Source organism: Scleromatobacter humisilvae (assembly GCF_023231945.1).
Taxonomy (GTDB): Bacteria; Pseudomonadota; Gammaproteobacteria; order Burkholderiales; family Burkholderiaceae_C; genus Scleromatobacter; species Scleromatobacter humisilvae.
Genome location: NZ_JAJLJH010000013.1, coordinates 51,214 through 63,931, shown reverse-complemented (window position 1 = coordinate 63,931; position 12,718 = coordinate 51,214). Strand labels below are relative to the sequence as shown.

Below are 12,718 nucleotides of genomic sequence, written 5' to 3'. Positions count from 1 at the left end.
CACGCTACGATGGCATGCAGTCACTCTCCGAGCGCCTCGTCTTGACCGAAGTCACCGGCATCGACCACGTCTACATCACCGTCTCCGAGCTCGGCCGTTCGGAGCCGTTCTACGATCGCGTGCTGCGCGACGCGCTCGGCTTTCGCAAGAACGCGTTCGCGCTCGGCTGCGATCCGCACGTCCAGTACTTCAACCGGTTGTTCGGCATCGTGCTGCGCCCCGCGCGCGTGCTGCGCGCGCACGAACCGTATGCACCGGGGCTGCACCATTTCTGCCTGCGCGTCGACAGCGTCGAGGACGTGCACGCCGTGGCGCGCGACCTGCAAGCCGCCGGCATCGCCGCCACCGACGCGCGCCTCTGGCCGGACTACGCGCCCGACTATTGCGCCACGTTCTTCGAGGATCCCGACGGCGTGCGGGTGGAAGTCACGAACTGGCGCCAGGAACGCCGCGAGCGTGCGGCACACTGGGACGATCCGCAACCGTGACCCGTCGCCGAAACACCGGCCCTCGAAACGTCCATGTCGAATCCGCCCCGCATCCCGCCTGATCCCGTTCCCTCGGACGGCGGCCCGCTCCAGCCCGATCCGCCCGGCACCCCGCTGCGCGCGGTGCTGACCGGCGTCGGCATCGACTTCTGCGGCTCGCAACTGGTGGCCGAGCTGCTGCGAGCCTTCTACGTGCAGAGCTTCGTCAAGCCCGGCATGACCGACGAGCAGGTCGTCGACGCACTGCAGAGCGCGCAGCCCAGCTTGGCGCTGATGCTCGTGGACGTGGCGTTGGGCTCGCTCATGTCGGTCATCGCGGGCTACGCCTGCGCGCGCATCGTGCAGCGCGACGAGCGCCGCGTCGGCGCGCTCATGGCCATCGCGTCGGTGCTCGTCGGCCTGCTGCTGGGCGACGCGGGTGCGCCGGACGATCTCACGCTGCTCTACATCGCATGCGATGTCGCGTGCGTGATGCTGGGCGTCAAGTTCGGCATCGAGCGCAACCGGCGCGTCGAGGCGATGGCGCGCGAACAGATCGACGCTCGCACGCCATGAGCGCGCGCCGCGTCGCCATCGGGCTGGGTGTCGCAGCGCTCCTCGCCAGCGCGGGCTGGTGGGCGGTCACGACGTTCGTGCCGGAGGCGTCCATCGACATCGACCAGGCGCAACTGCAGCAGCGGCTGGACGCGCGCTTCCCGCAGAAGAACTGCACGATGATGATCGCGTGCGTCACGATCAGCAAGCCGGTGGTGCGCCTGACCGAGGGCTCGCCGCGCATCGGGCTGTCGGCAGACGTGCTCGTGTCGCTGGGCCATCGCGAGATGCCCGGCCAGGTGACGTTTTCGGGCGTGCTGCGCTACGTGCGCTACGAGGGCGACTTCTTCCTCGACGACGTGCGCATCGACAACTTCGCGCTCACCGGCATGTCGCCCGAGCTCGTGCAGGTGGTCAAGGTGCGCGGCCCCGACGCGCTGCGCCGCACGCTGCAGGGCCACCCGATCTACACCCTCAAGGGCGACGGCCCGCGCTCGGCGCTCGCCAAGCTGGCTGTGCGCGACGTGAGCGTGGTCGACGGCAAGGTCCGCGTGACCTTCCTGCGCTTCGGCGGCTGACGGCTGTCTCGCCAATGCATCAAAACTTGCCGCACCGCCAAAGCCATGCTAAAGTCGCGGACTGCGCTAAATTGACCAGCGACACCGAATCCGGAGAGGTGGCAGAGTGGTCGATTGTACCTGACTCGAAATCAGGCGTACCGCAAGGTACCGTGGGTTCGAATCCCACCCTCTCCGCCAAGCAGTAAGCAAAAACGGGCCCTCGCGGCCCGTTTTTCATTTGCCTTCCTGCTTGTCGGCTCGACACTCGTCGCGGAGGCGTCGCTGGGGCGTCGCGCAAGACGTGTGATCTCGCCGAGCACCGCCTTCTCGGCGGCTCAGGTCAGGCGCTTCATGCCCGCTTCGTCCAGCCAGGCGAACAGGCGTTCGGGCGGCCAGCCTTCATGCAGCGCGCGCAAGGTGACGGCTTGCGGACTCTCGGGAGCAAGCCCGCCCAGCGGCGGGTCGCGGTCGAGGTTGGTCGGGAACGCGTAGCCCTCGGCGCTGGCCGCCACGACGTGCGCCTGGGCGCGACGATCGAGCGCGCCGTCTCGTCCCATGGCCAGCAGTTGCGGATACAGCATCCGCAACATGCGATCGCGGTTGACCGATTCCATCGCACGGCCGAATGCGGAGGAGACCTGCAGCAGGTTGGCCATGCGCTGGATGTCGCGTGACCGGTTCTCGCCGGCGGCATGCAGCAGTGCGGGATTGAAGAAGACCGCGTCGCCCTTGGACAGCGGCAACTGCACCCGATGCTCGGAGAAGTGACGTCGGAACTCGTCGCGGTCGGCTACGAGGTAGCCGTGGCGGTATTTCTGCGAGTGCGGCAGATACAACGTGGGGCCGCTTTCCAGCGGCATGTCCACGTGCGCCACGGCGCCTTGCAGCGTGAGCATCGGCGACAGGCGATGCGCGTGCGACGGATAGCGCTGTGCCTGGTCGGCCGAGCAGAAACCCAGATGGAAATCCCGATGCGGCGTCTGCGCCGTGCCGCCCGGACGCACGTTGTTGACCTGCGAGGTCATCTGATAGGCCGGCCCGAGCCAGGCCTCGCTGGCGAGCGCGAGCATGTCGTTGGCGTAGTAGCGCGCGAACGCGGCCGGATCGAGCAGGCACAACTTCTCCAGCGCGTTCCAGACGCGGTCGTTGGCGCCCGCCTTGGCGAAGTGATCGCCGCGACTGCCGCCGTCGCGCTCGCGCTCGATGATCTCCACGAAGCGCGCCGTCACGTCATCGACCACGGGCGCCGCCAACGCGCCTTGCAACACCAGGATGCCCGGGCCGTTCTCCCAGATGTCGGCCCACTCGCTCATGAGGATTTGCGGGAAGGCCTCCTCGTCGCGCAGGCGTGGCCGCAGCGCCGCGCTGTCGTAGACCGGCACGTCGTGCAGCAGGCGCGCCGCGTTGGGACACGCGTCCGGGTCGGTGCGTTGGTCGAGGATGGCGCGCAGGTCTTCCAGGCGCGCGTCGGCAGCGCGAAGCCAGCGAGGGTTGGCGAGTGAGGTCATGGTGTCTCCGATGGTCCGGCATCGACCGAGTGTAGGGATGCAGGCGTCGGCCCGGGGCCGCCAGACACCTCAGGAACACCTCAGAAAAGGGTCAGAATGCGAGCGTCGGACCAGCGTGCGAACGGACGGAAGCCCATGGCTCATGCAATCGGAATGAAGGAGATCGCGCTGCAGGCAGGCGTCAGCCTCGCGACGGTCGACCGCGTGCTTCACCAGCGTCCTGGCGTGCGGCCGGCCACGCAGCGGCGCGTGCGCCAGGCTCAGGTCGAGCTGGATCGCCAGCAGGCGCAAGTCGGCTTGCGGGGCCGCCGCTTCCTGATCGACCTGGTGATGGAGACGCCGGAGCGCTTTTCGCGCATCACGCGCGACGCGCTGGACGACGTCGTTGCGCAGGTGCATCCCGCCGTGTTCCGTGTTCGAGAGCAACTCGCCGAAAGGATGGCGGTCGAAGAACTGGTGGACGTCCTGGACGCCATCGGCCGCCGCGGCAGCCATGGCGTCCTGCTGAAGGCGCCCGATGTCGCGCCGATCGGCGAGGCCGTCACGCGTCTGCACGAACGCGGCATTCCGGTGGTCACCCTGGTCACGGACATCGATCATCCCGCCCGCGTCGCCTACGTCGGGCTGGACAACCGGAGCGCCGGGCTCACGGCGGCCTATCTCATGCACCACTGGATGGGCCCCGAGACGGCAGACGTGCTCGTGTCGAGCAGCGACCGACGATTCCAGGGCGAAGGCGAGCGCATCGCTGCGTTCACCGAAGGCTGGAAGCGCGCGCGCCCGCTCAGCCGCGTCCGCATCGTCACCGCAGGCCACGGGTTGCACGATCCCACCGTGGCGGCGGTTTCGCGATCGCTGGCCCGCCATCCGGAAGTCGCCGCCACCTACTCGGTCGGCGGCGCCAACGCGGGCATCCTGGCCGCCTTCGATCGTGCGGAACGTCCCTGCCGGGTCTTCATCGGACATGACCTCGATGAGGACAATCTCGCGTTGTTGCGGGCGGGACGGCTGTCCGCGGTACTGCATCACGACCTGCGCCGCGACCTCCTGCGCGCGTGTCGTTGCGTGATGCACGCCCAACGCGCCGGGCCGCCGCCGGAGCCGTCGCTGCGGTCGAACGTGGAAGTGATCACGCCATTCAATCTTCCAGCGCCCTGAGCGTCGGCACCCGGAACGTCGTCGATGACGCGCACGTCCGTGAACGTTCCGACCGGTGGAAGGCGGCTTCGCGCCGCGATTGTTGAAGGTAGCGCAAAAGACTATTCGATTCAGGGGAGGTCACAGGGCTTCCTCAACCTTCTACATTGAGCGCAATGCGTGCTGTCGCGGGTCGACACGATCCGTGGCGATCGCCGCGGGTTGCAGCCGTGACGCTCACCAGCGCCAACCTTGAAGCACATCCGGCTTCCGATGCGTCACGAACCCAGCAGGCGCGTCGACTGCGCCAAAGGAGGATTCCTTTGTTCGCCCTGTTCCCACTGGCCATCTGCGCGGTGTGCTTTCCTTCCGCGCTCGTCGGCGATGTACGCATCCCGCCGTGGCTGGTCCTCTACGTCTTGGCCACGATCCTCGCTGTGGCGGCCGGCGCCGTGACGCTTGGCGGACTCGTCGCGCTCGCTTTCCTGCTCGGTCTCGCTTGGGAGGCCCACCAGGCCAGCGGGCCGGCGAGGCTTGTGCTCATCCTGCTGTTTGCGGCGCTCGCGATCGCGTTGTCGATCCAGGCGGTGCCGGGTGTCGGCAAGGTGACGTCACCCCTCTCCAGCCTCAATGTCGGAAAGTTCAGTGCCGGCCTGCTGCTGTTCGCGCTCCTGGTGCCGCGCGCGTCGAACGCTGCGGACGTCCGGCGGAACTGGAAGCCGACGCTGGCCATCGGTGCTGCCGGCACCGTGGTCACGGTTTCAGTGGCGGCAGGCCTGGGCTATCTGCACCTCGAGCCCAAGTTGCTGCCAGGAACCGCTGTTGCGCTGGTGTCGAATCTGCTCTTCACATGCATCGCGGAGGAGTCCTTCGTCCGTGGCCTGCTGCAGGAGGAGATGCACCGCGCCGCCGAGCGCACGCAGCGGCGCGGCTTGCACGCGACTGCCGTGGCGGTGTCCGCCGTCGTCTTCGGCGCGGCTCACGCGGCCGGCGGCCTGCACCTCGTGCTGCTCGCTACCTTGGGCGGCATCACCAACGCACTGGCGTACGCGAAGGCACGCAAGGTGGAGGCGAGCGTCGTGACGCACTTCATGCTGAATGCGGCTCACTTCCTGCTCTTCGCGCATCAGGCGGTCGCGCGCTGATCGAGCGTGTCGGGCAGACCTCCTGGTTGCCGTCGGGCATCTCGATCCGGCGGACTCTCTCAGAGCGAGGGATCCTGGACGTTGGAGAAGCTCACGTCCAGATCGAGTCCGTCGATCGCCGTGCCGGGTGCGCTGATCACGGCGTTCTGCTCGAACTGCCACAGGGTGGCTTGTGGCGCATGGCTGCCCGCGGGGTCGCGCGCGACGATCTCGTCCAGGTCGGGTTGCAGCGTGTGCGAGGCCGTCGTCATGACGCGGAAGGCCCAGATCCGGACGTTGGGCGTCGGTTTCAACTGGTCGACGACCTTGGCGATCTGCGGGGCCAGCAGGTAGGAGCAATAGACGCCCGCGTTGTAGCCCGCGTTCGTCAAGGTCTGGACCCACTGCTCGACGTAGTCCTCGCCGTCCGACGAGAGCGCATCGCCGCTTTCAAGGTCGAGGTAGAGGTAGGTGCCGCCCGGGAAGCCGTCGCCGCTGGCCAGGTGCAGCGCGAGCGTCGCCTCGGCCGCGCCGCTGGAGCCGCCCGCGCCACCGGTGTGCACCACCGTGGCGGGCGGGGTCGGCAGGAATATCGGGACGGGATTCCACGTGTTGGCCCGCAGGTTGGCCCGGTTGCCCATCCAGCTCGTGTCGCTGTGCCGGGGCGCGGGCGCCAGGTAGTAGCCGCACCAGCTCACGCTGCTGTTGGCCGATCGCAAGGCGTCCAGTTGCGCCGGCGACGGCATCACGTCCCTGTCGATTCCGATGAAGAACATGGTGCGCTCCTGAAGATTGTCGAAGACGGTGGCTGTCCACGTTGATGGAAGGCCGGGGAGGTGTCATCCTCAACGGGATGGATGAAGACCTGCCTTCGCTGGGGTCGGCGGGTCGGCATCTGGGATGCGGGCGTTCGTGGCGTCGATCACGACGAGCCCTTGGCCCAGTCGTCCGGCCCCCGGGACTGGCCGGCGACGACCTCGATGTCGTCGCGCCGGATCGTCGCCGGGGAGCCCGCGACCTCGCAGAAGATCCGCATGAACAGCGACATGGATCGATTCCTCCGGAAAGTGCTTCGCGGCGTGCAGCGCGCCTTCGCGTGCGGCGGTTCGGGTGGTTATCGAGTGGCGGTGGCGGTCTGGAACAGGGTGAGCGTGTCGCACCAGTCCTTGCGCGCGTCCTTGGGCGGCAGCGGGTCGGTCGTGCGCGTTCCAGGCGTCGCGTGCAGGAGCTTGCACATCTGCTCGTAGGCGGTGTTGCGCGCGGGCCCGGGATTCGACTTCGCCTGTCCCTTCGCGTTGGCGGCCGATGCCGCCGCGGCGGCCTTGGTGGCGATGGCTACGGCAGCGGTCCTGGAGTCGGAGAACGAATTCCACATCACGCGCCGCGACTTCGGCGTGAGGTACCAGTTCATCGAAGGCTGTTGCAGGATCACCTGGCTGCCGTCCATGGCCAGCGTGAAGGCGTCGGACCGCGACTGGTGCAGGAAATCCAGCAGTGCGCGCATCGACGCGTCGGCACGCGAGGACCGCGTCTCGTACAAGCCGATCGGCGGCGTGAGCAACTCCTCCTGGTGGATGGGAAAGGCATCGCAGGTCTTCAGGTCGACGCAGTTCTCCTTCTCGCCTTTCGCGTTGGGCACGTCGTTCGTGATGAACACCACGCGGATGCGGTCGCGGATGCCCGCCCAGTCAGTCGCGGCGTCGGCGCCGGCGCCGGTCTTCGCGCGGGCTTCGTAGCCGGCCTCGATGTCCTTGAGCATCTGCAGCAGTGCGAAGCTGCCCGAGTTCTCGAAATAGCCGCCGTCGACCAGCGAGTCCCAGACGCGGCGATTCGGGCTACCTTGCGCCGGCGGATACGGGTCGCCGCGCACGATCTCGCCGCCGGGGCTGATGATCGGGAAACGCGCGCTGTTGTGGACGACGGCCGCCAGCGCAAGCCCGCGCGCCTGCGGCCAGTTGGTGAACAGGTCGTCCGCCTCGCTGGTGGCGATCGTGACCGGCGCCTGGAGCACCGGGCGGCCGAGCCCGGCTCGCGTCGAATTCAGCAGCAGCAGCGGGATGTCGAAGCGCACGCCGCTGGATGCGGTGCCCGGCGCGGCCGCGCTGGCGGGCAGCGCGGCGACGGGTGGATAGAGATCCATGAACGGATGCTCGAAGGTGTCGTCGCCGAAGAGTTCGTGCCAGTCCTTCTGCCAGGCGACCTCGAGGCCGCGGCTGCGATCCCAGCTCGTGTTGCGAAATGGCATGAAGCGCTGGAACAGGTCCGGGAACAGCATGTAGCCGATGGTGGTCGACAGCACGTCGCGCCCGATGAAGCATTCCGACTGCATCGGCATCGGCCAGTCCTTGTGGCCGGTGACCAGCGTCGCGCAATCGTCGGCGCCCGGAAACGTCGGGGCCGACACCGAGGCGGAGGCCGCGGCGCCGCGGCCGTGCGCGAGCAGCGCCACCCAGGTCGCCGCCCCGAGGCTGCCGCCGGAGATGCCGCTGACCGCGAAGACGCGCCGGGAGAACTCGCCGTGCGTTGCATAGTCGGCGGTGCCGAGCACATGGGCCACCCACCAGCCGCTGCGCGATGCGCCGCCCTCGGCGGCCACCAGGAAGATCGGATCGTTCGCGCCCTCGTCCTTCACGACCAGGTCCTTCGGATCCGTCGCCCTGGGCTTCAGGTGATTGGCGAGCCACAGGTCGAACTGGGCGCCGACGGGAGGCCGTCTCTCTTCGGGGGCCGGGTCCGAGACGCCGAAGCCCGCGCGGTCGGACAGTCGATGGTTGTGGTTCCAGTCCTCTTGCGCCCACGCGAGCGCCAGCACGACCGGCAGCCAGACGATCTGCGGCCAGTCGAAGGAGATCGGCAGGTAGACCAGCACGATCGCGCCGAACAGCGTGATGGAGCTCAGCGCGAAGAACAGCAGGGCGGGCGCCCCGAGCAGCCGGGCGATGGCCACGTTGGCGAACGTCAGCGAGAACAACAGGACGAAGGACAGCACCAGCGCCACCACCAGCGTGCGCCGATCGCCGGCGGGCAGCCGGCCGAATCGATCGGTGGGCTGGCCGCGCATCCTCAACAGGAAGCGGCGCACGCCGATGAACAGGGCGACGATGGCCGTCGAGGCGAACGCGACGACCTGCGCGATCGGCAGGCGCTCGGAGTCATCGGGCATCTCGAACGCGATCAGGCCCATCGCGAGCAGTGGAAAAACGCGCGGGAACCAGACGCGCCACCGCTCGATGAACTGCGTCTCGGTGGGCGCGGCACCCGCCTCCCGTGTGCGCCGCTCCTTGGGCGCCTCCTGGGCGAGCAGCAGCCGGGCGGCGTACCAGTTCGCCAGGCCCCATGCCGCATAGCCGAAGAAGAAGGAGACGACGCGCGAGATCTCGTTCGCATCATCCTGCCCGTGCGGGGCGAACGCGGCAATGGCGCGCAACGTCTCGTGGCCTTGCGGCACGCCCAGCAGCACCACGACGGCGACGAGCGCCGAGGCGATCGGAAAGATGCACAGGCGCAAGCTGTGCATGACATAGCCCAGGTTGCGGCCGAAATTGCTCATGGAGACGACCCGCCCAGCTCGTGGTTCGACGCGTCGAACCTCAATTCGGATGCGAATGCGCGTCTGGGCCGGCGGCGTCGCGGCACGGTCGTCCGCCCACGGCAGGGGCTGCCATGAACGAGCGCTCAGGTGCGGCGGCCGACAGTCGGTCCGGTGAGCATTCGCCGTATTGCAGACGGCTTGCGGTCGCTAGGGCGAATGTCTTGCCACGGAGTTTCCTTCCTCGCTGCCTTGTCGTGTCCGAAACTCTTCGAAGGCTAACCTTCAACTGCATCGGACGGCCCGGATCGTCAGGAACTGTCGCTCCGAACCGATTCGATGAACAGCATGGGTTAACCCGAGCCCGGGCGGCAACGACGCTTGCGCTTGCCGGTTGCGGCGTGCGAGGCGCCGCGCGCAGCCCTGGATTGAAGGACGCCGCCGCGCGTTCCTGCGCACGGCCCCGCCGCCCGGTTGATGCCACCGCTTCGGAATTCCTGTTGAATTCGTGCGATTTCTTTCCTGCGCCGCCCTCAATGCCCGGCATCCCGCGCCGATACAAGAGGCAGCACGCCCCCCCCGGCGTCCGACTGCCGCATCCCCGAGGAGCCACGGCGTGACCTTCCTCACACCCGCCTACGACCTGCGCATCGTCGCAGCGTCCTTCTTCATCGCCAGCTTCGCCTCCTACGTCGCTCTCGACCTGGCCAGGCGCGTGCGCACGCCCGATCGCGGCGTGGCGCGCACCTGGTGGGCGTGCGGGTCGGTGGCGATGGGCACCGGGATCTGGTGCATGCATTTCGTGGGCATGCTGGCGTTCTCGCTGCCGATCGCGCTCGGCTACGGCGTCGCGATGACGCTGGGCTCGTGGCTGGCGGCGGTGGTGGTGTCGGGCATCGCGCTGGGCATCGCGAGCCGCACGCACCTGCGCTGGAAACGGCTGGCGCTGGGCGCCGGCGCGATGGGGCTGGGCATCTGCGCGATGCACTATGTCGGCATGGCGGCGCTGGACATGGCGCCCGGCGTCGTGTGGAACCGGTCGCTGGTGGCGGTATCCGCGGTGTGGGCGGTGGTGGCGTCGGGCGTCGCGCTCAAGGTCTTCCACTGGTTCCGCAGCGGGGTGGCGTCGCGCAGCCGGCTCTACCAGTTCGTGGCCGCGCTCGTGCTCGGTGCGGCGATCTGCGGCATGCACTACCTGGGCATGGCCGCGGCGAATTTCCCGTCCGACGCCGTCTGCCTGAGCGCCGGCGGCCTCAGCGGCGAGCGTCTCGGCGCGCTGGTGTCGGTGTCGTCCGTGCTGCTGCTGATGCTGACGCTGTTCACGTCCACGCTGGACGCCCGCATGCAGACGCGTACGGCGCGGCTGGCCGAGTCGCTGCGCAGCGCCAACAGCGAGCTGCAGGCCGCCAACGCAGCCTTGAAGCAGCGCGCGCTGACCGATCCGTTGACCGGCCTGCCCAACCGCGTGCTGTTCGAGGATCGCCTCGCCCAAGCCTGCAAGCGGCCCGACCGGTTCGCCGTGCTGTTCATCGACCTCGACGGCTTCAAGCCGGTCAACGACGTGCTGGGCCACGCCGCCGGCGACCACGTTCTGCAGGAAGCGGCGCTGCGGCTTCGCATCGCGGGGCGCGACAACGACACCGTCGCCCGCATCGGCGGCGACGAGTTCCTGCTGCTGGCCGAGGGCGTCTCGGGCGTGGCCGAGGCGACGACGCTGGCCGACCGCCTCATCAAGCGGCTCGCGCGGCCGTTCGAGGTCGACGGCCGGCGCGTGCACGTGTCGGCGTCCGTCGGCGTGGTGCTGCATCCCGAGCACGGCCAGCGCGAGCAGCTCGTCACTCGCGCCGACGCCGCGATGTATGCCGCCAAGCGCGCCGGCGGCAACACGCGTGCCGTGTTCGAGCCGCGCATGGACGAGGCCGGCGAGGAACGGCTCAACCTGCAGGGCGAGCTGCGCATGGCCATCGAGCGCCGGCAGCTCAAGCTCCACTACCAGCCCAAGATCGACTCGACCACCGGCCAGATCCGCGGCGTCGAGGCGCTGCTGCGCTGGACGCACCCGGAGCGCGGCAGCGTCAGCCCGGTCGTGTTCATCCCGATCGCCGAACGCTTCGGCCTCATCAACGCGATCGGCAACTGGGTCATCGACGAGGCCTGCCGCCAGATGCAGGACTGGGCCGAGGACGGCCTGCGCATCCGCGTCGCGGTCAACCTCTCGGTGCACCAGCTGCGCCAGGACGACCTCGTCGACCGCATCGAATCCGCCTTGAAGCGGCACCACCTCGACCCGGCGCAGCTGCTGTGCGAGGTCACCGAATCGGTGGCGATGGGCGATCCCGAGACGCTGCAGCGCGTCTTCGACGGCCTCGCCCGCATCGGCGTGTTCATCTCGATCGACGACTTCGGCACCGGCTACTCGAGCCTGATCAACCTGCGCCAGTTGCCCGCGGCGCAGCTCAAGATCGACCGCAGCTTCATCAACGACATCGAGACCAGCCGCGACGCGCTGGCCATCGTCGGCGCGGTCGTCAACCTCGCGCATTCGCTGGGCCTGAAGGTGGTCGCCGAGGGCGTGGAGACGGTCGGCCAGCGCGACATCCTGATCGGCATGAACTGCGACGAGATGCAGGGCTTCTACTTCGCCCGGCCGATGGGCGCCGAGGCGCTGCTCGAATGGTTCCTGGGCAACAAGCCGGACGGCTCGGTGGATTTCTCGCCATCGGCGATGCTGGAAGACATTCCGAACTGAGCGGGATCGCGGACTTCGGCACGGCGGCAGCGGGAAACCGGGCAGCCTGTCGTAGGCGCCCTGCAGGCGCATCTGTAACATGGGCGATGCGCCGGGGCCTGTGTCCCGGCATCGCCGTGCCCAGCCGGTCTCCTCGCCCAGCCTTGTCGTCGCCCATGCCTCTTCGAGCCCACCCCCAGTCGTCCCTGCTGCGCCGCGGCATGAGGCTGCGGGTCGCGGGACTCGCGCTCGCGCTGGCTTGCGCGGGCGCGGGCGCGCGGGCCGCGGTGCCCGAGGCGCCGCCGCCGCAGGACTCGGCCGCCCCCGCGCCGCCGCCGGCCCTGGCCGCTCCGGCGCCGTCGCGGGGCGGGGCGCGCCTGCCCGACTGCTCGCGCCCGCTGTCGCTGGGCCTGCACGAGCACGGCCTGCTGTACACGGCGCAGACGGGCGAGGGCATCGACAAGGACATCGCCGAGGAGATGACGCGCCGCAGCCACTGCCACATCACGCTGACGGTGCTGCCGCGCGCGCGCATCTGGCAGCTGATCGAGACGGGCGCGCTCGATTTCACGCTGTCGGGCATCTCGAACCCGCAGCGCGACAAGTTCGCCGCCTACGCCTGGTACGTGTCCAACAAGTACTACCTGCTTGTGCGGCGCGACGCGGACGTGCGCAGCGTGGCCGACTTCCACCGCAGGCGCGCGCTGCGCCTCGGGCTCATCCGCAGCTTCCGCTACGGCGACCGCGCCAACGAGTTCGTCGACGCGCTCGAGAGCGAGGAGCGCGTCACCTATGCCGGCAGCCTCGAGCCGCTGTACACGATCCTGCTCGACGACGACATCCAGGCGATGATCATCGAGCCGTTCGACTTCCCCGTGATCGCTGGCGCGCAGCTGAAGGCGCAGACCCAGATCCTCGAGTTCGCGGATGCGCCGGTGCCGCACGGGCTGGTGATGTCGCGCCGGTCGCTTGCGCCAGCGCAGATCCAGGCCTGGGGCGACATCATCCAGTCCATGCGCGCGGACGGCACGATGCTGCGCATCTTCGCGAAGTACTTCCCGGCCGACCTGGCGCGCCAGATGACGCAGTTCTAGGCCGGGCAGCAGCGAA

The 12,718-nt window shown here is 68.8% G+C and carries 11 protein-coding genes and 1 tRNA gene; 8 read left to right on the top strand and 4 right to left on the bottom strand.

What is annotated here, in order from left to right:
• The first annotated feature begins 14 nt into the window (after window positions 1–14).
• From LPC04_RS26450 to LPC04_RS26435, 4 genes are all read left to right on the top strand, one after another.
• Window positions 15–488, top strand: coding sequence for a VOC family protein (locus tag LPC04_RS26450; protein WP_275685325.1), 474 nt, complete (start codon window positions 15–17; stop codon window positions 486–488).
• Window positions 489–521: 33 nt separating this feature from the next.
• Window positions 522–1,043: a hypothetical protein gene (locus tag LPC04_RS26445; protein ID WP_275685324.1), complete on the top strand. Its 522-nt coding sequence runs from the start codon at window positions 522–524 to the stop codon at window positions 1,041–1,043.
• Window positions 1,040–1,600, top strand: a complete 561-nt coding sequence (locus tag LPC04_RS26440; protein ID WP_275685323.1) for a DUF1439 domain-containing protein — start codon at window positions 1,040–1,042, stop codon at window positions 1,598–1,600. Before LPC04_RS26445 ends, LPC04_RS26440 begins: the two co-directional genes overlap by 4 nt.
• 92 nt (window positions 1,601–1,692) lie before the next feature.
• Window positions 1,693–1,780 (top strand) — tRNA-Ser (locus LPC04_RS26435).
• Between the two features lie 137 nt (window positions 1,781–1,917).
• Here LPC04_RS26435 and LPC04_RS26430 read toward each other — a convergent pair.
• Window positions 1,918–3,090: a phytanoyl-CoA dioxygenase family protein gene (locus tag LPC04_RS26430; RefSeq protein WP_275685322.1), complete on the bottom strand. Its 1,173-nt coding sequence runs from the start codon at window positions 3,088–3,090 to the stop codon at window positions 1,918–1,920.
• A gap of 135 nt (window positions 3,091–3,225) precedes the next feature.
• Here LPC04_RS26430 and LPC04_RS26425 point away from each other — a divergent pair, with 135 nt between their 5' ends.
• Together LPC04_RS26425 and LPC04_RS26420 are read left to right on the top strand one after the other, a co-directional pair.
• Window positions 3,226–4,248 carry a LacI family DNA-binding transcriptional regulator gene (locus tag LPC04_RS26425; RefSeq protein ID WP_275685321.1) on the top strand — a complete coding sequence of 341 codons (1,023 nt, stop codon included), beginning with the start codon at window positions 3,226–3,228 and terminating at the stop codon, window positions 4,246–4,248.
• A gap of 302 nt (window positions 4,249–4,550) precedes the next feature.
• The gene (locus LPC04_RS26420; protein WP_275685320.1) at window positions 4,551–5,372 is read left to right on the top strand and encodes a CPBP family glutamic-type intramembrane protease; all 822 of its coding nucleotides are present in this window, start codon (window positions 4,551–4,553) and stop codon (window positions 5,370–5,372) included.
• Window positions 5,373–5,431: 59 nt separating this feature from the next.
• Here the strand turns inward: LPC04_RS26420 and LPC04_RS26415 are convergent, their stop codons facing one another.
• The 3 genes from LPC04_RS26415 to LPC04_RS26405 form a co-directional block, all read right to left on the bottom strand.
• Window positions 5,432–6,127, bottom strand: a complete 696-nt coding sequence (locus tag LPC04_RS26415) for a glycoside hydrolase domain-containing protein (protein WP_275685319.1) — start codon at window positions 6,125–6,127, stop codon at window positions 5,432–5,434.
• 146 nt (window positions 6,128–6,273) lie between these two features.
• Entirely contained in the window at window positions 6,274–6,399 is a 126-nt protein-coding gene (locus LPC04_RS26410; protein ID WP_275685318.1) for a hypothetical protein, read from the bottom strand.
• 66 nt (window positions 6,400–6,465) lie between these two features.
• The gene (locus LPC04_RS26405; RefSeq protein ID WP_275685317.1) at window positions 6,466–8,901 is read right to left on the bottom strand and encodes an MFS transporter; all 2,436 of its coding nucleotides are present in this window, start codon (window positions 8,899–8,901) and stop codon (window positions 6,466–6,468) included.
• Between the two features lie 595 nt (window positions 8,902–9,496).
• Here LPC04_RS26405 and LPC04_RS26400 point away from each other — a divergent pair.
• Together LPC04_RS26400 and LPC04_RS26395 are read left to right on the top strand one after the other, a co-directional pair.
• Entirely contained in the window at window positions 9,497–11,629 is a 2,133-nt protein-coding gene (locus tag LPC04_RS26400) for a putative bifunctional diguanylate cyclase/phosphodiesterase (RefSeq protein WP_275685316.1), read from the top strand.
• Window positions 11,630–11,784: 155 nt separating this feature from the next.
• The gene (locus LPC04_RS26395) at window positions 11,785–12,702 is read left to right on the top strand and encodes a substrate-binding periplasmic protein (RefSeq protein WP_275685315.1); all 918 of its coding nucleotides are present in this window, start codon (window positions 11,785–11,787) and stop codon (window positions 12,700–12,702) included.
• The last annotated feature ends 16 nt before the right edge of the window (window positions 12,703–12,718 follow it).

What these genes read in the sequence shown, in the direction of transcription:
- LPC04_RS26440 (WP_275685323.1), top strand. Translation starts at nt 1,040, where the DNA reads ATGAGCGCGCGCCGCGTCGCCATCGGGCTGGGTGTCGCAGCGCTCCTC.
- LPC04_RS26405 (WP_275685317.1), bottom strand. Translation starts at nt 8,901, where the DNA reads ATGAGCAATTTCGGCCGCAACCTGGGCTATGTCATGCACAGCTTGCGC.
- LPC04_RS26445 (WP_275685324.1), top strand. Translation starts at nt 522, where the DNA reads ATGTCGAATCCGCCCCGCATCCCGCCTGATCCCGTTCCCTCGGACGGC.
- LPC04_RS26395 (WP_275685315.1), top strand. Translation starts at nt 11,785, where the DNA reads ATGCCTCTTCGAGCCCACCCCCAGTCGTCCCTGCTGCGCCGCGGCATG.
- LPC04_RS26450 (WP_275685325.1), top strand. Translation starts at nt 15, where the DNA reads ATGCAGTCACTCTCCGAGCGCCTCGTCTTGACCGAAGTCACCGGCATC.
- LPC04_RS26415 (WP_275685319.1), bottom strand. Translation starts at nt 6,127, where the DNA reads ATGTTCTTCATCGGAATCGACAGGGACGTGATGCCGTCGCCGGCGCAA.
- LPC04_RS26410 (WP_275685318.1), bottom strand. Translation starts at nt 6,399, where the DNA reads ATGTCGCTGTTCATGCGGATCTTCTGCGAGGTCGCGGGCTCCCCGGCG.
- LPC04_RS26425 (WP_275685321.1), top strand. Translation starts at nt 3,226, where the DNA reads ATGGCTCATGCAATCGGAATGAAGGAGATCGCGCTGCAGGCAGGCGTC.
- LPC04_RS26430 (WP_275685322.1), bottom strand. Translation starts at nt 3,090, where the DNA reads ATGACCTCACTCGCCAACCCTCGCTGGCTTCGCGCTGCCGACGCGCGC.